A 24,122-nucleotide genomic window follows, 5' to 3' on the forward strand; every position below is an offset into this window, starting at 1 on the left:
GAGGGGGACGCTCAGGGCCGGGTCGTCCAGTTCCAGGTTACGGTATCGATCAACGTCCCGGCGCGCGCTTCCACGCGGTTGCTGCCCGGCGCGAGCTCCACCGTCCATGCGGCGATATGGTCGTCCACCGGCACTTTCGTCCAGGCGCCGCCGTTGAGGCGCATCTCCACTTCGGGGCGGTTGGTGAAAGCCTGCGCCACGACGCGCTGCGTGCGCTTGTTCACGTCGCGGCGGCTGGCGAGGTGCAGCATCGGCGTGTCCGACCAGTTCGCCTGATACCAGTACCAGGCATCCTTGCGCGTCTTGCGGTCCTCGGTGACGAGGCCCTTGTCGTTGATCGCGGGACGATCCCCCTCGTTGCGCTTGAACGAGGGGTAGTCGATGCCCACCCACACGAAGCTGGACCAGAGGAACGGCCGTTTCTTCATCTCGCGCCAGTGCTTGATGTGAAAGTCGGTCTGGTACTGCTCGGGGTGCCAGTAGCCGTTCGATTCCGGGCGCTTCATCACCGGGTCTTCCTGGTGCAGGACGCTGGCGCCCGCGCCGTATTCGCTGACGCCGAACGGCCGGCCCGGCATCTTGGCGTGAAGCGCGTCGGCCCAGGGGCCGATGTCCTCCGAATTCGTCCAGTACCAGCCAAAGTAGCGGTTGTAGGACACCGTATCGCTGTGCTGCGCGATGGGATCGCTGTCGTCGAGGCAGCAATGCGCGTAAGTCGTCGGACGCGTGGGATCGAGGGCTTTTGCCGTGGCCTGGAGTTCGGACAGGATGCGGTTCGAGGCTGCATCCGACTTGCGGATCTCGTTGCCGATGCCCCAGAGCGCCACGGAGGGGTGGTTGCCGGTCTGCGCGATCAGCTCGCGCATCTGTTCGACCAGGTTCTCGCGGAAGGCATCGGAAGGATCGTGATCGTCGATCAGCGGCACTTCGGTGAGCACCAGCAGCCCCAGTTCGTCCGCGCGTTCGTAGACACGGCTTGGATGCTGCATGTGCGCCAGGCGCAGGCCGGTCGCGCCCATCTCCGCGAACAGGCCCAGGTCCTCGTCGATCTCGGCATCGGTCACGACCGGGCCGCGGCCGAAGCGGGTGGGCAGTTGCAGGTTGACGCCGTGAAGCGGGTAGGGCGTGCCGTTCAGCAGGAAGGTGCCGTCCTTGCGCACCGCCACGGTACGCACGCCGAGCGGTACGCTGGCGCTGTCGATCACGCGGCCGGATTCGGCGATTTCGGTGACCACGCGGTAGAGATAGGGGGCCTTCACGCCCTGCCAGAGCCGCGCATTGTGCAAGGCGAGCGACTGCTCGATGCTGGTTTTCTCGCCTGCCCCAAGCAGGACGGTGCGCGAGGCGCGGGCGACGACTTTGCCTGCGGCGTCGAGCACGCGGGTGTCGAGGCTGAAGCGCGCAGCCGAGGTCCGCGCATTGCTCAGCGCGGCAGTGAGCGTCACCGCCGCCTCGCGGCCCTTCAGCGAGGTGGTGCGGACCTGCACGCCGGGTCCGGCATGGTCGAGCCGGTCGAAAGCCAGCGCGTCTTCCTCGATCAGGCCGACCGCGCGGGCCAGGCCGCCGAAAACGTTGAAGTCGCCGTTGAGCGGGGCGATCTGCGTGTCGCGCGCATTCTCGACGCGCACGGCCAGGACATTGTCCCCGCTGCGCAGAGCCTCGGTGGCGTCGAAGCGGAAGGCGCCGTAGCCGCCCTTGTGCTGGCCCAGCCGGCGGCCGTTCAGCCAGACCTCGGCCTTCAGCGAGGCCCCGCCGAAGTTCAGCAGATAGCGCTTGCCTGCTTTCGGGCTGGCCGCAAAGCCGAGGCGGTACCAGGCGGGGCCGCGATAGTAGACTCCTTCCGGCTCGCCGCGCGCCTTGGCGCCGCCGATGCCGGAGTCCTGCGCATTGTAGGTGTGCGGCACCGAGACGCTCTGCCAGGCGCGGTCGTCGAAGGCGGTCGCCTCGGCACCGGCGGCATCGGACTTCACGAAATGCCAGCCCTCTGCCAGCGGCCGCTCGCTGGCGGCCAGCACGGGAACCGGCGCTCCGGCGAGAAGCAGGCCGAGCAGGGGGCGCAGGGATCTCTGGATCATGGTCGGTCTCTCAGGCGAGTTTCACGACGGCGCCGATGGCGATGTCGCTGCTGGCGGTGGCGCGGATCGCTTCGCCGCGCGCGTGGGGGGATCGCAGGCCATCGACCATTGCGCCGGCCACGTCGTCGAACAGCACGGCGGGGCGCGCATCGGGCGCGGCGACATCGAACGTCACGTCGTGCAGCACCACGTTGCGGGCATGGCGCACGTAGAGGCCGTGGGCCGGGAACGTACCCATGAAGCTAGGTTCGAGACTGGAGGCGGGCCGTTCCGGGATGGCGCGGGCGGCGTCTTCGGCCGTGCCGCCGCCTGCCGCGCGAACGTGGACGTCGGAAAAGGTCACGTCCTCCACCGGGGCACCGGGATTGCCGATGATGCCGCAGGCATAGGGACCGGGCGCGCCCGAGACGTTGATGCCCGAAAACCGCACGCGGCGCACTTTCGAGGGTCCGGTCCCCACGGGCGCGCGGTTGCGCGCGGCGAGGCGGACGAAGATCGGATGGTTCACGGGATTCTTCAGGTTGATGTCGCGGAAGGTCACGTCCTCCAGAACGCCGCCGTCGATCGCCCCCAGCTGCAATCCGCGCGTGTTCTCGCACGTGCAGTCCGCGATCAGGATATTGCGGAAGCCGGTGGCGGAATCGGTGCCGAGCTTGATCCGTCCGAGCACGCCCACGTCGTCCACCGAGCGATAGGGCGAGAGGCGATACGTGCCGTCCACCAAGGAGCCGAGATCGTAGCCACTGGTCTTGCAGCCGATCACCGATATCTCCTCGCAGAACACCGGCGCGTTCAAGGCATAGCTGCTCTTGAGGACGATGGCGTCGTCCTTCGGGGCGTTGACCGTGCAGCCGGTCACCCGCACGTCGCGGCAGCAGTCGATGTCGATGCCGTCGCGGTCGGTATCGACGGTAAGATTGTCGATGGTGACGCCCTGCGATCCCAGCACGTAGCAGGCGAAGTGGCCGCCTTGCAGGATCGTGAAGTCGCGCAGCAGCACGTTGCGGCAGCGCTTGAGCGCCACGGCCTTGTTGCCGCGCCCCTCGTAGGCCATCTCGCGCGGGATGGCGCGGCGGGCGGCATCGGGGGACAGGCCCTGCTCGCGGGGGGATTTCCAGCCTGCGATACCGTGCCATCGCGGCGCCGGTCCCTCGCGGTCCAGCCCGAGGCCGTGGATCATGCCGCGCCCGATGATCGCAACGTCGCTCAGGTCGATGCCGTAGATCAGCGCATTGCGGAAATGGGCGACGCCGTAGTCTACATATTGCTCCTCGAAGATGCCTTCGGGGAGGTCGTACCCGCCCTTGTGACGGCGCGGGTCGGCCGCCTCGATGACGCTGCCGGGCATCAGCAGCAAGGTAACGTGGCTGCGCAGGCGTATCGAGAAGCACAAGTAATGGCCGGGAGGCACGACGACGGTGCCCCCGCCCGCATCGCTCGCGGCGGCAATGGCGCGGTTGAACGCGTCGGAATCGATGGCCGCCCCGTCGCCTCTGGCGCCGTGGTCGCGAACGTCGTGGAATCCGGAAAGGGCACCTGCCGCGCGCACCGGCACGGCGCTCATCGCAAAGGCCGCGCCAAAGCCGAGCGTCACGGCGCGGCGGCTGAATTCCGCCCGTTCGATAACGCGGTCCATTCCTGCTCCCCCAAACTTATGTTGTATGACGTATTACATAAGCCAGAGGCGCTGCCAACTCTTTCCGGCCGGTTACACCAGCATGTCGCGGGTAATGTCCTTCACCGATGTCACCCCGCTCAGGGCCATCGTCACTTTCATGCCCTGGGCGATGAGGTCGAGCAGCCTGGTCACGCCGGCCTCGCCTTCCGCCGCCAGCGCGTAGATATAGGCCCGCCCCAGCAACACCCCGCGCGCGCCGAGCGCCAGCATGCGCACCACGTCGAGGCCGGTGCGGACGCCGCCGTCGACCAGCACGGTCAGTTCGTCACCCACGGCATCGGCGATGGCGGGCAGGGCCTCCGCGGTCGAGATCGCGCCGTCGAGCTGGCGGCCGCCGTGGTTGGAGACGATCACCCCATCGGCGCCGAGCCGCACCGCGTCGCGCGCATCGGCCGGATCGAGCACGCCCTTGACGATCATCTCGCCCGGCCAGAAGTCGCGGATCCATTCGAGGTCGGACCAGGTGATCGATGGATCGAAGTTGGCGCCCAGCCAGCCGATGTAGTCGGCAAGGTCGGTCGGCTTCTGCCGGTAGTGGGAAATATTGCCGAGATCGTGCGGCCGGCCCAGCAGGCCCACGTCCCAGGCCCAGCGCGGGTGCGTGACCGCTTGCAGCATCCGGCGCATCGGCGCGGCGGGGCCGCTCATGCCGGAATGGGCATCGCGGTAGCGGGCACCCGGCAGCGGCATGTCGACGGTGAACACCAGCTTGGTCACGCCCATCGCCTGCGCCCGTTCCAGCGCGTGCCGCATGAAACCGCGGTCCTTGAGCACGTAGAGCTGGAACCAGATCGGCGCGCCGCTGGCCGCGATCACGTCGGCCAGAGGGCAGACGCTGACGGTGGAGAGGATATAGGGCACGTTCGCCGCCCGCGCGGCGCGGGCCACCTGCAATTCGCCGCGCCGCCGCATCATGCCGCCAAGCCCGATCGGGGCCAGCATGACCGGCATGTCCATCGTCTCGCCCAGGATCCGGGTCTCGAGGCTGAGCGCGGAGACATCGCGCAGCACGCGCTGGCGCGGGCGCACGGTTTTCAGCGCCGCGCGGTTGGCCTCCATCGTCTCCTCGGAGAAGGCCCCGCCATCGACATAGTCGAACAGGAACGGCGGCAGGCGGCGGCGCGCCGCTTCGCGAAAGTCGAGCGGAGAGGAAACGATCATGAAGGGTCCCTGAGACTGCGGTCGGGATTGAGGTGGAGCACGAGGTCGGCCCGGTCCGGCATCTCGGCGAGGATGTGGCGGGTAAGGCGCTCGTAATGCTGCACGAAACGGTCGAGCGCGGGGTCATCCATGACCTGCGAGCCTTGCGCTTCGCCGCGGGCGATGCGGTCTCGCAGGACGGCCTCCTGCTGTCCGCGCCAGCCGCGCACAACCTCGAAGCCGGGCGCGGCGAGCAGGACGAGACGGTCGATGCGCGCGAAAAGCGCGGCGTAAGTGCTTTCCAGCAAGCTGTTCACATGGCGGCGCCAGACGGCGTCCGGATCCTCATCGCGTTCGAGGGCGTTGATCGGCGCCGCCAGCGCGGATTCGCCTTGAGGGCGGGCGGCCAGGCACCAGCCTTCGAAAACGAGCAGGTCTAGCCCGGCGGGAACAGGATCGCCGTTGGGCACGGGTTCGTCCCGGCCCTTGTCGAAACGGGGCAGGGTGACCGGCGCACCGGCGCGGATGGCGTCGAGCAGGGCGGTGCCGCGTGCGGCATCGTGTGTGCCGGGAACGCCGCGCGTGGCGAACAGCGGATGGACCTCGCGCGCCAGATCCGCGCGCGCGGCGCGGCCGAGGTAGAGGTCGTCGAGGGAGAGGACCGCGACGCGGCGGCCCAGCGCCTCCATCCGCAACTTGAGGTCTTCGGCCAGCGTGGATTTGCCCGAGCCCTGCGATCCGCACAGGCCCAGCACCAGCGGGCCGCTGCGCGGCGCCTCCAGCCAGCCCCGGACGGCCGCGGCGACCCGCTCAGACGACTGGGTCAAGCAGTGGTTCCCCCGCGAAGAAGCGGTCGAGGTTGTCAGCGACTTTCATGCCCATGGCGGTACGCGCCTCGATCGTCGCGCTGCCGAGATGCGGCAGCAGGACGACATTGGGAAGGGCGACGAGCCCGGGGTGGACCTTGGGCTCGGCTTCATAGACGTCGAGGCCCGCGGCGGCGATCTGCCGGGCAGCGAGGGCCTCGGCCAGCGCCGCTTCGTCGATCAGGGTGCCGCGCCCGGTGTTCACCAGCACGCCGTGGGCAGGCATTCGCGCCAGCAGGGCGGCATCGACCATGTGCCGCGTCTCGGCGCCGCCGGGCGCGTGAAGGGAAAGCATGTCGGCGCGCTCGGCCAGTTCGCCGAGGTCTGCGAAGTAGGCGTCCTGCGGCATGTCCGGCGCAGGGCGGCGGCTGTGGTAGGCGATGCGCATGCCGAAGGCTTCGGCCCGCTTCGCCGTCGCCCGTGCGATCCGTCCGAATCCGACGAGCCCCAGCAGCTTGCCCGAAAGCGACTGGCCGACGAGGTGCGTCGGCCGCCAGCCGGTCCATGCCCCGGCGCGAAGCTCGCGCTCGCCTTCTCCGGCGCGGCGGCTGGCCATGAGCAGCAGGGTCATGGCGATGTCCGCGGTGGCTTCGGTCAGGACGTCCGGGGTATTGGTGACGGCAATGCCGAGGGCGCGCGCGGCGGCGAGATCGATGTGCTCGAAGCCGGCGCCGTAATTGCCGATGATGCGTGCGCGGCGATCGTCTACTTCCATGACAGCGCGGGTGATGCGGTCAGTGACGGTGGGGCAGAGCGCGTCATGCTCGCGCATCGCCGCGGCCAGTTCGGCCTCGCCCAGCGGCATGTCGGTATCGTTCAGGGTGACGTCGTAAGCGGCGGCAAGCCGGGTCTCGACCGCTTCCGGCCAGCGGCGGGTGAGCAGGATTTTCGGCTTCGCGCTCATAGCAGTCCGCGCCCCGCCAGGTTGCGCATCAGGGCGCCGGCGCCGAAGTCCCAGGGCGCGCAGCGGTCCGTGGCGGTCACCCGGTTCACCAGCGCGCCCAGCGGGCCGGCGGCGATCCGCACCACGTCGCCCGTCTTGTGCGTGAAGCCATGCCCCGGCTCGTCACGGTCCTGCGTTGGCGCGAACAGCGTGCCCAGGAACAGGACCAAGCCGTCCGGATAGCGGTGATGCGCGTTGCGTGCCTGCGCCGCGAGGTCTGCCGGCGCCCGGCTGATCTCGCGCATTTCAGAACGTCCCTGCATCACGAAGCCATCCTCGCCGGTCACTGTCAGCGTGAGGCTTAGGGTCTCTACCGAGGCAAGGTCAAACGCTCCGTCGAACAGGCGCACGAACGGCCCTATCGCGGCAGCGCCATTGTTGTCCTTGGCTTTTCCGAGCAGCAGGGCGGAGCGGCCTTCCACGTCGCGCAAGTTGACGTCGTTGCCCAGCGTCGCGCCGACGATCCGGCCATCCGAGGCGATGACGATCACCACTTCGGGTTCCGGATTGTTCCAGGTCGAAGCGGGGTGGACGCCGATTTCGTGGCCGGTGCCCACGCTGGCCATGGGCTGGGCCTTGGTGAAGATCTCGGCGTCGGGACCGATACCGACTTCGAGGTACTGGCTCCAGGCGCCGGCCTCGATCAGGGTCTGCTTGAGCGCCATGGCCTCGGGCGAGCCGGGCCGCAGGGCGCGCAGATCGTCACCGACGAGGCCCCGGACTTGCGCGCGGATCTCGGCGGCGGCTTCGGGATTGCCACGCGCGCGTTCCTCGATCACGCGTTCGAGCATGGACGTGACGAAAGTGACGCCCGCCGCCTTCACGGCCTGGAGGTCTATCGGCGAAAGCAACCAGGCGCGCCCGGCATCGCGCCTTGCCGGATCGCTGTTGGCAAGGATCGCCGCCAGCGGGCCGAGGTCCTCGCCCTGAGCCTGGCGCAGAGCGGTTGCCGGATCGGCTGCTTCGCACAAGTCGCGCGCCGTGGGGAAAGCCGCGCTGATGTCGGTCACGCGTTCGCCGTCGATACGCACCAGCGAGGGGCCTTCCGCCTCGGGCCGCCAGACGCGGCCGAACAGCAGGGCGTGGGGGTCGGCCGGGAGGATCGCCGCGGGCGAGAGGTCCATGTTCAGCGCCTTTCGAACACGGGCGCCCGGCGCTCCGCGAAAGCGGCGCGGCCTTCGGCGGCGTCGGCGGTGGCGAAGCAGATAGCCTGCAAGTCGCGCTCGTACTCGATGGCTTTTTCGTAAGGCATCTGGTGGGCGGCGCGCAAGTTGAGCTTGGCGGTCTCTGCCGCGATCGGCGCGCGCGCGGCGATCTGGCCGGCGATTTCGCGGGCGCGGGGCAGCAGGGCGTCCGGCTCGGTGACCTCGCTGACGAGGCCCCATGCCTCGGCGCGGGCGGCGTCGATCATCTCGCCGGTATAAAGCATCAGCGCCGCGTTCGACATGCCGACGGAGTGCGTCAATCCCACTGCCATGCCGCCGCCGCCGATCCAGCCGAGCTTGATCTCAGGCGCCGCGAAGCGGGCATTGACCGAGGCGATGCGGATGTCGCAGGCCATGGCCGTTTCCAGCCCTCCGCCGAGCGCATAGCCGTTGATCGCCGCGATCACGGGCTTTCGGCAGGCCCGCAGCGCGTCGCAGTAGTCCTGCCGGTTGCGGAAGTCCCACGGCGTTGCATAAGCATCGAGAGTCGCGATGTCGGAGCCGGCGCTGAACGCCTTGGCCCCCGCCCCGGTGACGATCGCCACGCGGACCTCGTTCGAGGTGTTGCAGGTGGCCACGGCCTCGACCAGCGCCTGGGCCATGTCCGGCGTCATGGCGTTGAGCTTTTCCGGGCGGTCGAGCGTGATCGTGGCGATGTGATCGGCGATTTCGAAGCGCAAGTTGGCGCTCATGTCTCGGTTCCCTCGATGTGGTGGCGGGCGAAGGCGGCCTCGATATCGGCGAGGACCGGCGCGGCGGGTTCATGGGCGAGCAGGCCTTCGCGCAGGCGGGCGGAGGCTTCGGTCTGGAAGGCGATGGCGCCGTCATGGCGGGGGCGCAGCGAGGCCGCTTCCAGCGTGGCACGGGTGGCGGCGTAGAAGCCGCGCCACTCCTGGTCGACGGCCGGATCGTCCCATGCCCGGCGCAAGGCGGGCTGGCCATCGTGGGCCGGGATGAAGCGGCGCTGGGCTTCCTCGCCCATCAGCCACGACAGATGCGCGCGCAGTTCGTCAGTCACCGTGCAGCGGCGCGAGACGGCAATGCCGGTGCCGCCGAGCATCGAGCCGATCCCGGCGCGCCCGCGCGGGGCATCGGCGAAGGCGGCGCCCTCCTTGGCGTAGTTCACGTAGCCGTAGACGAGCGGGACCAGCGCGAGGTCCTCCCCGCCCGACAGGGCTTCGAGCAGGGCGATGGGGTTCTGGTCGATCCGGGCGCGGGTGGCATCGCCCGTCAGCGCGGCCATCCATTCGTAAGCTTCGCGGCCGGTTTCGGGATCGACGAAGCGGTCCCCGGGCCGGCCGTTCGAAGACAGCGACGCCGCGATGGACTGGAAGGTGAGCGCGGCATGGGGGCCGGACAGCGACAGCGCCACCGGTTCACGCCGGGCAAGGTCCACGACCGCCTGCCATGTCGTGGGCGGCGCCTCGATCCGTGACGGGGCATAGGCCATGACCTGGCTTGCCGCGTCGAGGGGCAGTGCCCAGTGCGCGCCCGCATAGTGGTAGCTTGCCAGCGAACGGCCGATCGCGGTGGTTTCCAGCGCGGCCAGGGCTTCCGCGCCGACGACCTGCGCCATCGGGATCAGGCAGTCCTGCGCCACTGCCTCTCCGACGTGCGGATGGTCGAGCACGATGAGGTCGTAGCGCTCGGCAAGGTCGGCGATGGGATGGGATTCGAACCCTTCGAGCGGATGGCGGTCCCAGGCGATCGACAGCCCCTGCGCGGGCGCGACGCTTGCGGCGGCCGCCTCCAGCGCGCGGTAGCCGCGCGGGTGGTCCCAGGTGAGGCCGCGGTAGGCAGGCCCGGCCGTTTCAACGTCGCTCATGTGTGCTGGCGCACCACGCCGGACTCGATGAGCTGTGCGATGTCCTCGGCGCTGCGGCCGGCTTCGCGCAGGATGTCCTCGCTATGCTCGCCCACCAGCGGCGCGCCGCGCGTGATCGCGGAAGGCGTGCGCGAGAAGCGAATGGGGAAGCCGGGCACTTTGACGCGGCCTTCGGTGGGGTGATCGTACTCGACGAACGTGCCGTTGTGCTTGATCTGCGGATCCTCGACGAGGTCGGCATAGCCGTAGACCGGGCCGCACCAGATGTCGGCGGCGCGGAACTTCTCCAGCCAATGCGCCGTGGGCTGCCGGACGAGATGGCCCCGGATGCGGGCGAAAATGGCATCGCGCTGGGTCCAGCCGTCGCGCTCCTCCTCCATGCCGGCGAAGAAGGGGTCGTCGAGTTCGCGCGCCAGCGTTTCGAAGCGCGCCATCGCCAGTGTCATGTAGCCGTCCGCCGTCTCGAACACGCCGTAAGGCGCGCGGATGTAGCTGTGCGCATGAGGCTCGGCCGAGCGGGTCTGCGGCTTGCCGCCGACGGTGAACACCGACAGCTCCTGCATCTGGATCGTGGTGATGGCATCGAGCATGTTGACTTGCACGAGCTGCCCTTCGCCGGTCCGTTCGCGGTGGAACAGGGCCGCCAGCGCCCCTTCGAAGGCGCTGTAGGCGGCGATGGCATCCACGAGGTACTGGCCGGCGGGGGAAGGCGGCGCGCCTTCGCTCCCGGCCGAGAGCATCGCGCCCGACATGCCCTGCAGCAGCAGATCCTGCCCCGGCAGCATGCGATAGGGTCCGTCCTCGCCGTAGCCCGACATCGAAACGTAGATAAGGCGCGGGTTGATGGCGCTCAGGGTGGCGTAATCGACACCCAGGCGCTCGGCCACGCCGGGGCGGTAGTTCTGGAGAAAGACGTCGGCGTCCTTCACGAGGTCCAGCAGCACGGCCTTGCCCTCGGGCGACTTGAGATCGATCGCCAGCGAGCGCTTGTTGCGGTTGAGCGAGAGGAACGAGACGTTGATACTGTTGCCCGCCGCGCCGCCCGCCGAGGCATGGCGCTGCCATTCGCCGCTGGTAGGCTCTACCTTGACCACGTCCGCGCCCATGTCGCCCAGGCGCTGGGCGGCGAAAGGCCCGGCCATGGCGATCGAGCAGTCGAGCACGCGGATTCCATTGAGGATCGTCATTTTCTGGTCCTTCAGGACATGGTCCAGCCGCCGTTGACCTGCAGCGTCTGTCCGGTGATGAAACCCGCTTCGTCGGCGGCGAAGAAGGCGATGGCGTGGGCAATGTCGGACGCGGTGCCGCGCCGCTTGATCGCCTGCGCATCCAGCACCATGCGGTCGTACCCCTCGGGATCGGGGTGGATTTTCTCGGCATCGGTGGGGAAGGCGCCGGGGGCGATGGCGTTGACGGTCACGCCCCAGGGTCCGAATTCTCGTGCCCAGGCGCGGGTCAGGCCGACCAGCGCGCCCTTGGAGGCGACATAGGGGGACAGGTTCGCCCAGCCGCCCGAAAGGGTGATGCTGGAGATGTTGACGATCCGCCCGAAGCCTTTCGCACGCATCCCCGGCAGCGCGGCCTGCACCGCGACGATTCCGGCGTCCACATTGATGCGCTGGACGAACTGGTGCTCCTCTATCGTGTAGTCCTCGAAAGGCTTCGAGGGATAGATCGCGGCGTTGTTGATGACCACGTCGATGCCGCCGTGGCGCGCGGCCAGGGCATCGAGCGTGGCGCGCAGGCCGGGCAGGTCTGCGAGATCGGTGCGCGAGACGGTCAGCCGGCCGGGACCGCGCCCTTCGGCGGCAGCCACGAGAGCGGCGATCTTGGCATCGTCGTTATCGAGGGCGATGACATGGGCGCCGCGTTCGATCAGCAGCAGCGTGGTGTCGAGGCCGAGCCCGCCGGCGGCGCCGGTATAGAGGATGGTGCGGCCCTTCACGCGGCGCCTCCGATGGCGGGGAAATTGCCGGTGGGAACCGGATATTCGTCCTCGGGCTGGCGCGCCGCACCRTCGATTCGCGCGATGGCGGCAGAGACGGCGGCCTCATCCGGCAGGACCCGCAGGACCGTGTCGTAGCGGCGCTCCTCGCCGTGATCGAGCAGGATCAGTTCGCCGCGCTCGCGGGCGAAGTCCTTGCCGAGGACATGATTGGTGGCCGGCTCGATACCCACCGCATAGTGGCCGGCGTGAAGGTTCTGCCACTCGAACATGCAGGGGAACTGATCCTTGCGGGTGGTGACGGAGAAGCCGAACCCGATGGCCTCGTTGACCAGGGCGACTTCGACCCGGCCTGCCGCGTCGGGCGCCATGTCGTGCTGCCAGACCTGCTCGTGGAAGTTGACGATGGGCGCCGGCATTGTCCGGTAGCCCACGCCCTGCCGGCGGTAGTCGTCCGCATGGGCGGCCCAGAGCACTTCGCGCACCGGCGCCACGTAGCGCGCGCCTTCGGCGACGACCGGATGGCCGACGTTGATGTGGTAGCAGAACATGTGCGGCGTGGTGTAGAAGCCGTGGTTCACCACGCGGTCGGTCATGCGGATTTCGTCACTGCCGAGGTCCGCCTCGATGCGCCGGATGAGGTGCAGGTCCTCTCCGAAGACGGTGGACTGGCGCACCACGCCCTCGGCCCAGAAGGTGCAGGAATCCCCCTCCCAGCGCTCGCCGTAGCCGGTGAGCTGCGCGGGGATGGTGCCGACGCGGCCGTGGAGGGAGGAGGAAACGACCTCGCGCGGGCCGTAATTGTAGTGGCCTGCCGGATCGTCGTGCATGAACAGGATATGGTCGAGGCCGCAGGTGATGTTCAGGCCCGACATCGAGCGGAACCAGCCGAGGCCGCCTTCACCCTCGTAGTCGTGCAAGGCCGGGTTGCGGAAGCCGGAGGGCGAATGCCAGCCAACCGCGCGCCCGGCGTGATCGCACTCGGCGATGTCCATCGCGCGGTCCACCAGCACCGTGAAGCGCAGGCCGGACCCGGTGCGGAATTCCAGCAGGCGCACGCCGCGCTCGACGCCGTCGCCCAGCGTCATCAGGCGCACGCCCGCGAACTGCGACAGGGATCCGGTACGCTCGGCGAGATGCCGTCTCGACATCTGCGCGCCATATAGCAAGGCCATGCCTGCCCTCTCCATCTTGTAAGACGTATGATGAATACGTAAGGAGATGGGAAGCGTCAACTGGGAGAGTGGAATGAGCCAATTCGTGCGCAGGTGCTTCGCCGTGGACCTGGTGGACGAGCCGGAAATGATCGCGCGCTATCGCGCCTGGCATGCGCCTGGCGGGCCGCCCGCGGCCGTGACCGAAGCGATCCGCGCCGATGGGGTGCGCGATCTCCAGATCTGGCTGGTGGGCGACCGCATGTTCATGACGATGGAGCAGGATGCGGCCATGGCCGCCGATGCGGAAGGCAAGGCGGCGCGCGATGCCGCCAATCCGGAAGTGCAGGCGTGGGACGCGCTCATGCGCACGTTCCAGCGCCCGCTGCCTTTCGCGCCGGACCGGACCTGGGCCGAAATGGAGCGGATCTACGCGCTTTCGGAGCAACCCTGAAAGCGCCCGCGCACGGTCGAGCCGGAGGGCCCGACCCTGGCGGCTAGGCCTGAGGGCCGCTCGCCCGGCGCCGCGCCCATGACGATTCGATATGTTCGCGCATGGCTCTCGACGCCGCTTCGGCATCGCCATCGACGATCGCCTGGTAGACCTTGCGATGCGCGGCATGGGTGTTGCGGACGTGCTCGACATTGAGCGTGCCCGAATAGCCGTGGGTGTTGAGGGCGCGTGACTGGATGCCGTCGATGATCGCCTTGCTCAGGCGGTCGCCCGACATGCGCATGATCACATCGTGGAAATTCACGTCTTCGTGCACGTAGGCCGCGGGGATTTCCACCAGGCTTTCCAGCTTGTCGATCTGGGCCTTGAGTTCGGCCAGGCTCTCCGCCGTGGCGCGCTTCGCCGCCTTGGCCGCCATCGAGGCTTCGAGGGAGGAACGGATTTCCGAAAGGTTGTCGAGATAGGCCAGGCCGTCCTCGCGCCGGAACAGCGCCGCCAGGATCATCGGGTCCAGCAGGTTCCAGTCGCTCTGCTCGCGCACGATGGTGCCGCGTCCCTGCAGCGAGACAACGAGGCCCTTTTCGGTCAGCGCGGTGGTCGCTTCCCGCACCACGGTGCGGCTGACGCCGAAGTGGTCGCACAGCATGTTTTCGGGGGGAAGGGCCGAACCGGCGGGATAGACTTCGGTGACGATGGCGCTGACCAGTTCCTCGACCACCGCTTCCGCAAGGCGCGGACGCCGCCGTGTCTTCGCGGGCGCTCCGAGGCCGACAACCCTATCCTGCATGCTCTTTTACGCCCTTGATTCATGGTGACGCGCGTCCTTGGCGCCTGATTTACGCTGAACCGACTTGACCAAGCGCGTCAAGGGTTGTCAAACGACATAGATCATACATAATACGAATTACGAACAGGCCTTAGGTCAGGGGATTCCCGAATGAAGATCACAGGCTACCGCAGCCTCACCGCCTTTCACGACTGGCAGCGCCCCGTGGGCGACGTCAACGGCATCGTCGAATCGGGCATTACCGAAGTGCCGGTCCTGCTGGTCGAGACCGACGGCGGGCTGACCGGGATCGGGTTGGGATCGCACCGCGAGATCGACCGGCTTTTCCCCGCCGTGGAAGGCGCGGACCCGCGCGGGGTCGCTACGCTCTACGATGCGATGCTCTCGCATGTCTTCAAGAGCGGCCATGCCGGCGCCACGTTCGGAACGATCGCGGCCATCGACATGGCGCTCTGGGACCTGAAGGCCAAGATGGCGGACGAGCCGCTGTGGCGCACGCTCGGGGCCGGGGACCGTTTCGTGCCGGGTTATGCCTCGGGCCTGTGCTACGGCCTCGATGACGAGGCTTTCGCGGCGCATTACACCCTCTGGGCCGAGCGCGGATTCACCGCCGCCAAGATAAAGGGCGGACGCGACCTGGACCGCGACATCGCCCGGCTCGAAACGGTGCGCGGCATTCTTTCGCGCAACACCACGCGCCCTGCGGTCATGCTCGACGTCAACGAAGCGTGGAACACCAAGCAGGCGATCCGCCACCTTGCCGAGATCGAGAAGCGCGTCGACCTGACGTGGATCGAAGAACCGGTGCGCCGATGGGACGCGGCCGGGCATGCCCAGATCGCCCGCGCCGCGCGGACGGCAGTGGCGACGGGCGAAAATCTCACCGGGCTGGAGCAGTACGGACCGTTGTTCGATGCGCAGGCGGTGGATATCGTCCAGGCGGGCAGCGTCTGGGGGATCACACATTTCAATCGCGTCGCAATGGCCGCCCATGTGCGGGGATTGCCGGTATCGCCGGTGGCCTACAACGCCAATCCGGTCGCGCATGCGGCGGCGGCGCTGCCCAACATGATCGGCATCGAAGTGCAGGACTTCGGCTTCCCGACCGGCTTCACGGTCGACCAGCAGATCGCCGAGGGCGGCATCATCCTCGGTGACACGCCGGGCCTCGGGATCTCGATCGACGAGGCCGCGGTGGCCCAGTCCGTCACTGCCATCGGCTGGGGCGAGCGCGGCGGCCCGCATCGCCGGCCGGCCGGCGCGGGGCTTCGGCTCGTTCCCGATACGCGGCGGGCGGCGGAATGATGCACGGCTCTGCAACCCAGGGCGCAGAGGCCCGAACGCCCTGGGTCCAGGGCGCGGCGCGCTGGCGCCTGCAACTGTCGCTCATGGTGAACTTCTTCCTGCTGATGGGGCTCTACAGCGGCGTGCTGGGCGTGCTGCTACCCAACCAGATCGCGGAGCTTTCTCCTGCGTCCAAGGAGAACAACCTCGCGCTGCTCTTCGCGATCACTTCGGTATTCTCCACGCTGGCGACGCCGATCGCGGGGGCCCTGTCGGACCGCACGCGCAGTCGTTGGGGACGGCGCGCGCCGTGGATCGCCATCGGCTCGCTGATCGGCTCTGCATCGCTGTTCGGAGTGTCGATGATGACCGGGTTCTGGTCGCTCATGGTGCTCTGGGTCATGGCGGCGGTGGCCTACAATTCGATGCAGCCGGCGATGACCACGTTGATCGCGGACCGCTTCGCGCCCGAGACGCGGGGCAGTGTTTCCGGCATCGTCGGCGCGGGCATGACGGCCGGGCTGACCGCAGGCACGGTGGTGGCAGGCTATCTCGCCTCGCAGCGAATGCTGGCCTACGGTCTTTTCGCGGGCGCCATCGCCGCATCCTGCGTGGCTTTCGTCGCGCTCAACCGCGAACCGCCCAGCGATGCCCTGCCGCGCCGCCCGATCCACTGGGCCGCCTTCTTCAAGAGCTTCTGGATCAGCCCGCGCGAGCATCCCGATTTCGCCTGGGCCTTCGCAAGCCGCTTCACGATCTACATGGGCTACCAGGCGGTGGCGGCCTACCTGCTCTATATCCTGCGCGACTACGTGGGGCTGGGCGACGACGCCTCGAACCTGGCCATTGCCAACATGGCGATGGTGACGCTGGTGTGCCTCGTCGTCTCGTCGCTGGCATCGGGCTGGCTTTCCGACCGTCTGCAGCGGCGCAAGCCCTTCGTGATCGGCGGCAGCCTCTTCATGGGCGCGGCGATGGTTGCGCCGCTGCTGGCGCCCTCGATGGCCGGGATGTGGGTCTACGCGGCGGTGATCGGGGTGGGCTACGGCATGTTCATGTCCATCGACATGGCGCTGATGACGCAAGTGCTGCCCAAGGCCGCGCTGGGCGATGAGGGCAAGGACCTGGGCGTCCTGACCACCGCCGTAAACATCCCGCAGATCATCAGCCCGGTCATGGCCGCGGTCCTGCTCGGGATCTTCGGCGGCGACTACCGGGCCATCTTCATCGCGGCGGTGGTCTTCGTCTTCGGCTCCGCACTGTGCGTGCTGCCGATCAAGTCGGTACGGTAAACATCATACATATGATGTAAGTTGACATGAAAACGATAGCAGGTCATAAGATCTGCAAAGAATTTGGAGGGAGAGTCGAGATGTCGAACGAGGGAAGGTTTCGCAGTGCGGCCAGGTCGGCGCTGCTTTTTTCTGCCGCATCGGTGCTAGCGCTGGCAACTTCGGCGCAGGCGCAGGAGGCCGTGGGTAACCAGGGCGCTTCGGAGGCTGCCGACAGCGAGGCCGAGAATGTCATCATCGTTGCGGGCATCCGCGCCAGCCAGAAGGTCGCGATCGACATCAAGCGCGATTCCATCGCGGTTGTGGACTCGATCGTCGCCGAAGACCTGGGAAAGCTGCCCGACCAGAACGTCGCGGAATCGCTCCAGCGCATCGCCGGCGTCACCATCGAGCGTAACCGCGGCGAGGGCCGCTACATCACCGTGCGCGGCTTCGGGCCGAAGTTCAACGCGGTGACCGTCAACGCCCGCACGCTCGCTACCGACAACAACGGCCGCGAATTCTCGTTCGACGTCATGCCCTCGGAAATCATTTCGGGCGCGGACGTCTACAAGTCGCCCCAGGCCAACATCAACGGCGCCTCGATCGGCGCCACCGTTGATGTGAAGACCCTGCGCGCGATCGACCAGAAGGACCAGTTCGCCATCAGTGCCTCCGCCGGGCAGATGTGGGCGGAGCTGGCCGACAAGTTCAATCCCGAGGTTTCGGGCGTGGCGTCCTGGCGCAATGCCGACAAGACCATCGGCGTGTCGATTTCGGGGGTCTATACCAAGCGCGACACCCGCAACGACGAATTCACCATCGGCGCGGGCCATGTCTATCGCTCCAGCACGGACTCCTACTACAACGCCGGCGGGGTTCCGGGCGCGCGCATCGGGCCGAACGTGGCGCCGTTCAGCCGCGTCTCGATGCCGTCGAACCTCTCGCCGTTCTTCTTCGAGCGCAGCCTCGAACGCTACGGCTTCTCCGGCTCGCTGCAGTTCCGGCCGACCGACACGCTGACGCTGTCGTTCGACGGGCTCTACTCCAAGGCGGACTTCCGCGAGCAGCAGACCGGCCTTGCCTACGACTTCTCCGGCGGCACGCTGGTGGAGCAGGTCGTGGAGGACAACGAGGCCGTCTACCAGCGCTACCAGGGCGGCTTCGTCGACCAGATCCTGCAATACGACCACCGCAAGGTCATGACCAACCAGTTCGGCGGCAACATCGAGTGGAAGCCCACCGAGACGCTCAAGATGAGCTTCGACGCCTCGCGTTCCAAGGCGGAACGGCGCGGCAAGGAGGACAACCTCTTCACCACCATCCGGCGCAAGAACATCGACTTGTGGTTCGATCGCCGGTCGGGCAGCCCGATCTACGAATATGGCTTCACCAGCCCGAACTACCCCAATGCCTCGACCAACCCCAACGGCATCACCGCGCACGATTACATCTGGGGCGGCGGCACCGATGTCGACGACAAGATCGAGGAATACCGCTTCGACAACGAGTGGAAGGCCACGTCCAACCTTTCGCTCTTCGCGGGCGCCATGTATTCGCGGCGCACCAAGACGCTGACGGGCGACGAGATGCCCTTCGGCGAGCAGTGCGCCTATTGCGGCTCCGACCGCGTCCTGCCGGCTTCGCTGTTCAGCCCGACCAACCGCAACTTCTTCCAGGGCAGCGGCCCCAGCAACATCGTCCGGGACTGGGTGATCTACAGCCCGCAGCAGCTCGTGGGCGTGATCGACCAGTTCGCGGCCGCGGACGGGAAGGCGTTCAACCCGGCGGTATTCTCGCCTTCGGCCTCCTCGGTCGTCGATGAGAAGGTGAAGATCGGCTATTTCATGGCCAACTTCACGACCGACCTCGGCTCGATGCCGCTGACCATCAATGCCGGCGTGCGCTATGAAGGCACGACCTACACCTCGACCGGCGCATCGCGCACGGTCCTCAGCGCCCAGCCCAATGGGCAGGGGCAGAACATCATCGTCGTCTCGCCCATCGTGCCGGTCGGCTTCGAGGGCAAGTACCATGACTGGCTGCCATCGGTGAACATCAAGCTGGAGGCGACCAACGAACTGATCCTGCGCCTCTCGGCCTCCAAGGTGATGACGCGCCCGACGCTGACCGACCTCTCGCCGCGCCAGTCGATCCAGACGAACCCCGGCAACGAGACGATCAGCCGCGGCAATCCCGACCTCAAGCCGTTCCGGGCCAAGCAGGTGGAGGCTGACATCGAGTGGTACTTCACCGGCAACGCGCTGCTCTCCGCGGCCGTGTTCTACAAGAAGATCGACTCCTTCGTGACGCTGGTGACCACGCCGCAGCTGGTAGACCAGGTGACGTTCCAGGTGACCGTGCCCGATAACGGCAAGGGCGCGACCGTGAAGGGCTTCGAACTCGGCTATCGCCAGGCCTTCACCACCCTGCCTTCGCCTTTCGACGGCCTCGGCGTGCAGACCAGCTTCAACTACACCAAGTCGAACGCGAACTACACGAACCAGGTGGCGGGCGTCTCCTATGGGCTGGAGGGGCTTTCCAAGACCTCCTACAGCCTCGTGGGCTTCTACGAGAAGTACGGCGTGCAGGCCCGCCTCGCCTATACCTGGCGCGACAACTTCCTGCAGGTGGCCTCGGGCCGCAACGGCGAGCCGGAGTATTTCGACGCCTATGGCCAGCTTGACGCGGGCCTGTCCTACGAAGTGACGCCGCAGTTCACCGTCTTCGCGGATGCGCTCAACCTCAACGATGCCAAGGAGTTCATCTACTCCGTCAGCACCGATCGCACCAAGGAGTACCGCAAGACCGGTCGCCGCTTCTCGGGCGGTGTCCGCGTCCGCTTCTGACGACCATCCGTGGTGGACCGGGGGCGCCTGTCGCTCCCGGTCCTTCGCGCATCCGGGGAACATGCATGTTGATGAAGCGCCTGGCTCCGGCCCTGCTTGCACTGGCCCTGCCGGGATGGACGGCGCCGGGATGGACAGCGCCGGCAGAGGCGGCGGCGGCCGTGCAGACCGCCGCCACCAAGCCGCGCGTGATCGTCCTGACCGACGTGGGATCGGACCCGGACGACATGGAATCGATGGTGCGGTTCCTGCTCTACACCAATGAATTCGATGTCGAGGCGCTGATCCCTTCCACATCGCGGCACCTCAAGGATTCGGTCCACCCCGAGCAGATCCTGCGGCGCATCGACGCTTACGAAGCCGTTCTCCCCAACTTGCGTGCTCACGCCAGAGGCTGGCCCTCCGCTGCGGACCTTCGCGCGAAAGTGAAGCCCGGACGGCCCGAATACGGCATGACGGGCGTGGGTGCGGGCAAGGACACCGAAGGCTCGCGCGCTATCGTCGCCGCGCTGGAAAGCCCCGATCCCCGGCCGCTGTGGATCTGCGTCTGGGGCGGGGCGGTGGATCTGGCGCAGGCGCTGTGGTCGCTGCGCGAAACGCGCCCGGCGGACGAGGTGGCCAGGCTCGCGGCCAGGCTGCGCGTCTACTCGATCTCCGACCAGGACGACGCCGGGCCCTGGGTGCGGCGGCAGTTCCCGGATGTGTTCTGGATCGTCAGCCTGACCGCGCACCGGCATTACAACCTGTCGACCTGGGGCGGCATCTCGGGCGACCGGATGTACTACTTCGACGGCCCGGACTTCACGACCGTTTCGAAGGAATGGCTGCGCGAGAACGTGCAGATCGGCCCGCTGGGTTCGCTTTATCCGAACTACGAATTCATCATGGAGGGAGACACGCCGAGCTTCCTCTACCTGATCCCCAACGGCCTCGGCGATCCCGAGCATCCCGATTATGGAAGCTGGGGCGGGCGCTACGGCAAGGTCTCCGAGTGGGACGGCATCTGGACCGACACCAGCGATCTCGTCACCGGGATCGACGGCAAGCCCCGGCAGACCAACAAGGCGACGATCTGGCGCTGGCGCGAGGCTTTCCAGAACGATTTCGCCGCGCGCATCCAGTGGACTCTGCAGTCCGCATTCAAGGGCGCCAACCATGCCCCCACGCTCGTGCTGAACGGCGCCGGCGGGACCGCGCCGGTGGAGATTGCCGCCCGGCCCGGCGAGACGGTGCGTCTTTCCGCGGCAGGATCGCGCGATCCCGACGGCGATGCGGTGGACTATGGCTGGTGGCAGTACCGCGAGTCCGAGGCGGTCAACCGTAACCCCCGCGTCGAACTCCAACGCGGAGACCCTGCCGAAACCCGTTTCGTGGTGCCCGACGTGAGCGAGACAACCCGCTTCCACGTCATCCTCGAAGCCCGCGACAAGGGGGCACCCGCGCTCACCAGCTACCGGCGCGCGATCGTTACGGTAAGCCCCCGGCGCTGACGGCTCGGGCGCCTGTCAGAGGTCCAGGCGTTTCGCCGGCTGGCGGCAGGGCATGCGTAAAGTGAAGCGGGTTTCGGCGGCGTCCGACGCGGCCGTGAGTTCACCGCCGTGGGACCGCGCGATTTCAAGCGCGATGTGAAGGCCGAGGCCCAGGCCGCTCTGACTGGATCTGCCGGGCCCGCGCACGAAGGGTTCGAACAGGCGGCTCATGGTTTCCGCCGGGATGGGATCGCCGCCGTTCACCACCGAGAGTTCGAAGATCCCGTCCCGCGTGAACGCGCCGAGGCGAACCGGTCGATCCGCGGCGCCGTGCGTGAGCGCATTGCCGAGCAGGTTCGACACCAGCTGGCCGAGGCGGCCGCGATCGGCCTCGACGGGAGCGTCGATCTCGATCAGGGCCTCGATCACGCGCGGGCCGGCAATGGACCGCATTTCGGCAACGACCTGGTGGAGGACCGGTGAAATGTCCGTATCCTTGTCGGGAACGATGCCGATCCCGTCCCCGAGCCGGGCCTTCGCGAAGTCCATGACGTTGTTGATCAGCGCCGATGCGCGCGAGATGCTGCCGTCCATCAGGCCCAGGACTTTGCGGCCGCGCGGGCTGATCGGTTCTTTTTCGAGCATGCGCAGCCCGCTCGTCAGCGAAGCGAGGGGGTTGCGCAGATCGTGACCCAGAACCGCGATGAACTGCTCGCGAAGATCGGAGGCGGCTTTCTCTTCACGCGCGTCCGCTTCCGCCGCCGCCCGCGCCGTGCGCAGGTTCTGTTCGTAGCGGCGGCGCTCGACGGCGTTGGAGATCGTGATCCGCACGAACAGGGGATTGCCGTCGGCATCGCGGCGCTCGGCGGCATTGATGAGGACGGGCAGTTTATCTCCGCCCGCGCAGGCCAGGTCCAGCGCGACTTCGGTGAACGATCCCTGCATCCGCAGAAGCGGGGCGAAATGGGTTTCGTAGAAAATCTTGCCGCCCATCGTCAGCAGATCGGAGAGACGCTTGCCCTTCAGCGCCGAGGGCACGGTTCCGATCCAGTCCGCCAATGTCTTGTTCGCCCGCAGGATACGGCCGTCCTTGTCGGCGGAAATGTAGCCGCAGGGGGCGTTTTCGAACAGGTCTTCGAGATCGTCCAGCCCGGCCTGATCCTCGATGGCGGTTCGTTCTTCTCCGCTCAAAGGAAGCTCTTGATCGCTGCGATCGTCTCTTCAGGGGCGCTCAGGTTCGGGCAATGCCCCGTGGCTTCGAGGATGACGAGTTCGCTGCCGGGAATCGCGTCATGGACGAATTCGCCCACGCTCAAGGGCGCGATCACGTCGTCGCGGCATTGCAGGATCAGCGTTCGGGCCTTCACATTCGCAAGGTCTTCGCGATTGTCGGACAGGAAGGTCGTGCGGGCGAACTGCTTCGCGATGGCCGGATCGGTGCGGCAGAAACTGTCGGTAAGCTCCTGCCCCAGTTCCGGCCGGTCGGGATTGCCCATGATCGTGGGGGCCATCGCCTGCGACCATCCGAGATGGTTGCTGTCGAGAAATTCCAGCAATTCGGCGATCTGGTGCTCGGCGAACCCGCCGACGTAATCGCCGTCATCGATGTACCGCGGCGAAGGACCGACCAGGACCAGGGTATCGAACAGTTCAGGCGCGCGCTGGGCCGCGATGATGCCGATCATCGCGCTGACCGAATGGCCGACGAAGATGCCGTTCTCGACACCGGCCGCGCGCGCCAGCGCGATCACATCGTCCGCATAGCCCGAAAGCTCGCGGTGCCGCTGGTCATAGGCCGAAAGGTCGGAGCCGCCGAAGCCGATATGGTCGAACAGGAGCACACGGTAATCGTCTTCGAAGGCGGGGGCGACGAAGCGCCACATGTTCTGGTCGCAGCCGAACCCATGGGCGAAAAGCATGGTCCTGGCGCCCGAACCGCTGATCCTGGCATTCTGGCGATCGAACACTTGCGACATAGCCGTCTTCCTAGGACAAGTTTTCGGGTCGATCCATCGATAATCGCTGGCCTTTGGCGGGGCGGGGGGCATCGGTGCCTGCCAGGCGCCTGCTCGCAACGTAGGAATTCGCCGCGTCCCGGCAGGCGGGCGATGGCTGGACGAAGCGCGCGAGGGGCGCGCGGCGCCCCTATAGAAAGGGGCTATGGCATCGCAAAATCTGGCTATTTGACCCTGTCTGCGGTGCATGTCATCCAAACGGCAAGACAGAACAGAGGGGAGAGAGGCCGATGCCGGCAAGGAACGCTTTTCGCATGCTCGCGGCCGTCAGCATGCTGGTTTCGCAGGGTCTTCATGCGCAGCCGGCGGATTATCCCGCCCCCGCACCGGCCCAGGCACCGGCAGAGCCGGGCGCCATCCCGCTCTACGGCGCCAAGACCCCGGGTTCGACCGGCACCGAAGTCTGGGCCCGCTATTTCGGGAAGGACTATTCGGTCCGCAATGTCACGCGGCCGACGCTCACCCCCGTGCTTCCCGATCCGGCCAAGGCGACGGGGGCTGCCGTGATCGTCGCTCCGGGCGGTGCATTCATGGCGCTCTCCATGTCCCACGAGGGCTGGGACGTTGCCAAGGCTCTTGCCGATCGCGGCATCGCCGCATTCGTCCTCAAGTATCGGCTGCTGCCGACGCCGAAGGATGAGCAGGAGGCCGGCAGATATGTCTGGAAGAAGATGAGCGAGGGGATGCCGGACCCTGCGAAGATGCCCGTGCTCGGCAATCCCAAGGCCACCGAGGACGGCCTCGCCGCGCTGAAGATGGTGCGGGACAATGCCGCCAAGTGGCGCGTCGATCCTGCAAGGGTGGGCATGATCGGATTTTCGGCCGGCGCCATGACTTCGCTGCAGACCGTGCTCGCCGCCAGGGTGGGTGAACGTCCGGCGTTCTTCGGGTACATCTATGGCCCGCAGGCCAGGATCGAGGTGCCCGCAGATGCACCGCCCCTGTTCGATGCGATCGCCCTGGACGATCCTCTGTTTCCTGCAATGGGCTTCCCCATTGCCCAGGCATGGCAGGCGGCGAAGCGGCCCGTCGAGATTCACGGCTATCAGCAGGGCAGCCACGGGTTCGGGCTCGGCAAGCCGAACACCACGACGACGCTGGTGATGGATGAGTTCACCGCGTGGCTGGCCATGCAGGGCTTTCTCACGCCCAAATGAAAGAC

20 protein-coding genes are annotated in these 24,122 nt (G+C 67.3%); 6 read left to right on the forward strand and 14 right to left on the reverse strand.

The genetic code is table 11. From position 1 onward, the window contains the following. Positions 1-11 precede the first annotated feature (11 nt). From AB4Z00_RS11495 to AB4Z00_RS11545, 11 genes are all read right to left on the reverse strand, one after another. Positions 12-2,075 (reverse strand): glycoside hydrolase family 2 protein, encoded by a 2,064-nt coding sequence (locus AB4Z00_RS11495; RefSeq protein WP_442046025.1) that lies wholly within the window; start codon positions 2,073-2,075, stop codon positions 12-14. A gap of 10 nt (positions 2,076-2,085) precedes the next feature. After that, the gene (locus AB4Z00_RS11500; protein ID WP_442046026.1) at positions 2,086-3,711 is read right to left on the reverse strand and encodes a rhamnogalacturonidase; all 1,626 of its coding nucleotides are present in this window, start codon (positions 3,709-3,711) and stop codon (positions 2,086-2,088) included. A gap of 72 nt (positions 3,712-3,783) precedes the next feature. Continuing rightward, on the reverse strand, positions 3,784-4,914 hold the full coding sequence (lldD, locus tag AB4Z00_RS11505) for an FMN-dependent L-lactate dehydrogenase LldD (protein ID WP_442046027.1): 1,131 nt from the start codon (positions 4,912-4,914) through the stop codon (positions 3,784-3,786). After that, the gene (locus tag AB4Z00_RS11510; protein WP_442046028.1) at positions 4,911-5,720 is read right to left on the reverse strand and encodes a kinase; all 810 of its coding nucleotides are present in this window, start codon (positions 5,718-5,720) and stop codon (positions 4,911-4,913) included. The genes lldD and AB4Z00_RS11510 overlap by 4 nt, the downstream gene beginning before the upstream one ends. Further along, positions 5,704-6,663, reverse strand: coding sequence for a 2-hydroxyacid dehydrogenase (locus AB4Z00_RS11515; protein ID WP_442046029.1), 960 nt, complete (start codon positions 6,661-6,663; stop codon positions 5,704-5,706). Before AB4Z00_RS11515 ends, AB4Z00_RS11510 begins: the two co-directional genes overlap by 17 nt. Beyond that, positions 6,660-7,826: a fumarylacetoacetate hydrolase family protein gene (locus tag AB4Z00_RS11520; protein ID WP_442046030.1), complete on the reverse strand. Its 1,167-nt coding sequence runs from the start codon at positions 7,824-7,826 to the stop codon at positions 6,660-6,662. The genes AB4Z00_RS11515 and AB4Z00_RS11520 overlap by 4 nt, the downstream gene beginning before the upstream one ends. Positions 7,827-7,828: 2 nt before the next feature. Next, positions 7,829-8,599 (reverse strand): enoyl-CoA hydratase/isomerase family protein, encoded by a 771-nt coding sequence (locus AB4Z00_RS11525; RefSeq protein ID WP_442046031.1) that lies wholly within the window; start codon positions 8,597-8,599, stop codon positions 7,829-7,831. Beyond that, positions 8,596-9,732: an extracellular solute-binding protein gene (locus AB4Z00_RS11530; protein ID WP_442046032.1), complete on the reverse strand. Its 1,137-nt coding sequence runs from the start codon at positions 9,730-9,732 to the stop codon at positions 8,596-8,598. Before AB4Z00_RS11530 ends, AB4Z00_RS11525 begins: the two co-directional genes overlap by 4 nt. After that, positions 9,729-10,919, reverse strand: a complete 1,191-nt coding sequence (locus AB4Z00_RS11535) for a CoA transferase (protein ID WP_314466825.1) — start codon at positions 10,917-10,919, stop codon at positions 9,729-9,731. The genes AB4Z00_RS11530 and AB4Z00_RS11535 overlap by 4 nt, the downstream gene beginning before the upstream one ends. A gap of 11 nt (positions 10,920-10,930) precedes the next feature. After that, positions 10,931-11,677 carry an SDR family NAD(P)-dependent oxidoreductase gene (locus AB4Z00_RS11540; protein WP_442046033.1) on the reverse strand — a complete coding sequence of 249 codons (747 nt, stop codon included), beginning with the start codon at positions 11,675-11,677 and terminating at the stop codon, positions 10,931-10,933. Beyond that, positions 11,674-12,852 (reverse strand): aldose 1-epimerase family protein, encoded by a 1,179-nt coding sequence (locus AB4Z00_RS11545; protein WP_442046034.1) that lies wholly within the window; start codon positions 12,850-12,852, stop codon positions 11,674-11,676. The genes AB4Z00_RS11540 and AB4Z00_RS11545 overlap by 4 nt, the downstream gene beginning before the upstream one ends. A gap of 73 nt (positions 12,853-12,925) precedes the next feature. On the opposite strand from AB4Z00_RS11545, the gene AB4Z00_RS11550 reads away from it, so the two are divergent. Further along, positions 12,926-13,285 (forward strand): L-rhamnose mutarotase, encoded by a 360-nt coding sequence (locus AB4Z00_RS11550; protein WP_132266937.1) that lies wholly within the window; start codon positions 12,926-12,928, stop codon positions 13,283-13,285. A gap of 43 nt (positions 13,286-13,328) precedes the next feature. On the opposite strand, the gene AB4Z00_RS11555 is transcribed toward AB4Z00_RS11550, so the two are convergent. After that, complete coding sequence (locus AB4Z00_RS11555; protein WP_442046035.1) at positions 13,329-14,072, reverse strand: FadR/GntR family transcriptional regulator; 744 nt, start codon at positions 14,070-14,072, stop codon at positions 13,329-13,331. 150 nt (positions 14,073-14,222) lie between these two features. Between AB4Z00_RS11555 and AB4Z00_RS11560 the strand changes: the two genes are divergently transcribed. The 4 genes from AB4Z00_RS11560 (at position 14,223) to AB4Z00_RS11575 (ending at position 20,966) form a co-directional block, all read left to right on the forward strand. Further along, positions 14,223-15,377 carry a mandelate racemase/muconate lactonizing enzyme family protein gene (locus AB4Z00_RS11560; RefSeq protein ID WP_442046036.1) on the forward strand — a complete coding sequence of 385 codons (1,155 nt, stop codon included), beginning with the start codon at positions 14,223-14,225 and terminating at the stop codon, positions 15,375-15,377. Continuing rightward, complete coding sequence (locus AB4Z00_RS11565; protein ID WP_442046037.1) at positions 15,377-16,648, forward strand: MFS transporter; 1,272 nt, start codon at positions 15,377-15,379, stop codon at positions 16,646-16,648. Before AB4Z00_RS11560 ends, AB4Z00_RS11565 begins: the two co-directional genes overlap by 1 nt. Before the next feature lie 182 nt (positions 16,649-16,830). Beyond that, positions 16,831-19,476, forward strand: a complete 2,646-nt coding sequence (locus tag AB4Z00_RS11570) for a TonB-dependent receptor (protein WP_442046038.1) — start codon at positions 16,831-16,833, stop codon at positions 19,474-19,476. Between the two features lie 65 nt (positions 19,477-19,541). Continuing rightward, positions 19,542-20,966 (forward strand): nucleoside hydrolase-like domain-containing protein, encoded by a 1,425-nt coding sequence (locus AB4Z00_RS11575; RefSeq protein ID WP_442046039.1) that lies wholly within the window; start codon positions 19,542-19,544, stop codon positions 20,964-20,966. 15 nt (positions 20,967-20,981) lie between these two features. On the opposite strand, the gene AB4Z00_RS11580 is transcribed toward AB4Z00_RS11575, so the two are convergent. Together AB4Z00_RS11580 and AB4Z00_RS11585 are read right to left on the reverse strand one after the other, a co-directional pair. Further along, a complete protein-coding gene (locus AB4Z00_RS11580) occupies positions 20,982-22,136 on the reverse strand; it encodes an ATP-binding protein (protein WP_442046040.1) in 1,155 nt (384 codons plus the stop codon). After that, positions 22,133-22,921 (reverse strand): alpha/beta fold hydrolase, encoded by a 789-nt coding sequence (locus AB4Z00_RS11585; protein WP_442046041.1) that lies wholly within the window; start codon positions 22,919-22,921, stop codon positions 22,133-22,135. The genes AB4Z00_RS11580 and AB4Z00_RS11585 overlap by 4 nt, the downstream gene beginning before the upstream one ends. A gap of 293 nt (positions 22,922-23,214) precedes the next feature. On the opposite strand from AB4Z00_RS11585, the gene AB4Z00_RS11590 reads away from it, so the two are divergent. Continuing rightward, positions 23,215-24,117, forward strand: coding sequence for an alpha/beta hydrolase (locus tag AB4Z00_RS11590; RefSeq protein ID WP_243841015.1), 903 nt, complete (start codon positions 23,215-23,217; stop codon positions 24,115-24,117). The last annotated feature ends 5 nt before the right edge of the window (positions 24,118-24,122 follow it).

The sequence above is a fragment of the Novosphingobium sp. YAF33 genome (assembly GCF_052113265.1).
Lineage (GTDB): Bacteria > Pseudomonadota > Alphaproteobacteria > Sphingomonadales > Sphingomonadaceae > Novosphingobium.

Coding starts and splice junctions, on each gene's coding strand:
- AB4Z00_RS11495 (WP_442046025.1), bottom strand. CDS start 2,075: ATGATCCAGAGATCCCTGCGCCCCCTGCTCGGCCTGCTTCTCGCCGGA.
- AB4Z00_RS11500 (WP_442046026.1), bottom strand. CDS start 3,711: ATGGACCGCGTTATCGAACGGGCGGAATTCAGCCGCCGCGCCGTGACG.
- lldD (WP_442046027.1), bottom strand. CDS start 4,914: ATGATCGTTTCCTCTCCGCTCGACTTTCGCGAAGCGGCGCGCCGCCGC.
- AB4Z00_RS11515 (WP_442046029.1), bottom strand. CDS start 6,663: ATGAGCGCGAAGCCGAAAATCCTGCTCACCCGCCGCTGGCCGGAAGCG.
- AB4Z00_RS11520 (WP_442046030.1), bottom strand. CDS start 7,826: ATGGACCTCTCGCCCGCGGCGATCCTCCCGGCCGACCCCCACGCCCTG.
- AB4Z00_RS11525 (WP_442046031.1), bottom strand. CDS start 8,599: ATGAGCGCCAACTTGCGCTTCGAAATCGCCGATCACATCGCCACGATC.
- AB4Z00_RS11530 (WP_442046032.1), bottom strand. CDS start 9,732: ATGAGCGACGTTGAAACGGCCGGGCCTGCCTACCGCGGCCTCACCTGG.
- AB4Z00_RS11535 (WP_314466825.1), bottom strand. CDS start 10,919: ATGACGATCCTCAATGGAATCCGCGTGCTCGACTGCTCGATCGCCATG.
- AB4Z00_RS11550 (WP_132266937.1), top strand. CDS start 12,926: ATGAGCCAATTCGTGCGCAGGTGCTTCGCCGTGGACCTGGTGGACGAG.
- AB4Z00_RS11555 (WP_442046035.1), bottom strand. CDS start 14,072: ATGCAGGATAGGGTTGTCGGCCTCGGAGCGCCCGCGAAGACACGGCGG.
- AB4Z00_RS11560 (WP_442046036.1), top strand. CDS start 14,223: ATGAAGATCACAGGCTACCGCAGCCTCACCGCCTTTCACGACTGGCAG.
- AB4Z00_RS11565 (WP_442046037.1), top strand. CDS start 15,377: ATGCACGGCTCTGCAACCCAGGGCGCAGAGGCCCGAACGCCCTGGGTC.
- AB4Z00_RS11575 (WP_442046039.1), top strand. CDS start 19,542: ATGTTGATGAAGCGCCTGGCTCCGGCCCTGCTTGCACTGGCCCTGCCG.
- AB4Z00_RS11585 (WP_442046041.1), bottom strand. CDS start 22,921: ATGTCGCAAGTGTTCGATCGCCAGAATGCCAGGATCAGCGGTTCGGGC.
- AB4Z00_RS11590 (WP_243841015.1), top strand. CDS start 23,215: ATGCTCGCGGCCGTCAGCATGCTGGTTTCGCAGGGTCTTCATGCGCAG.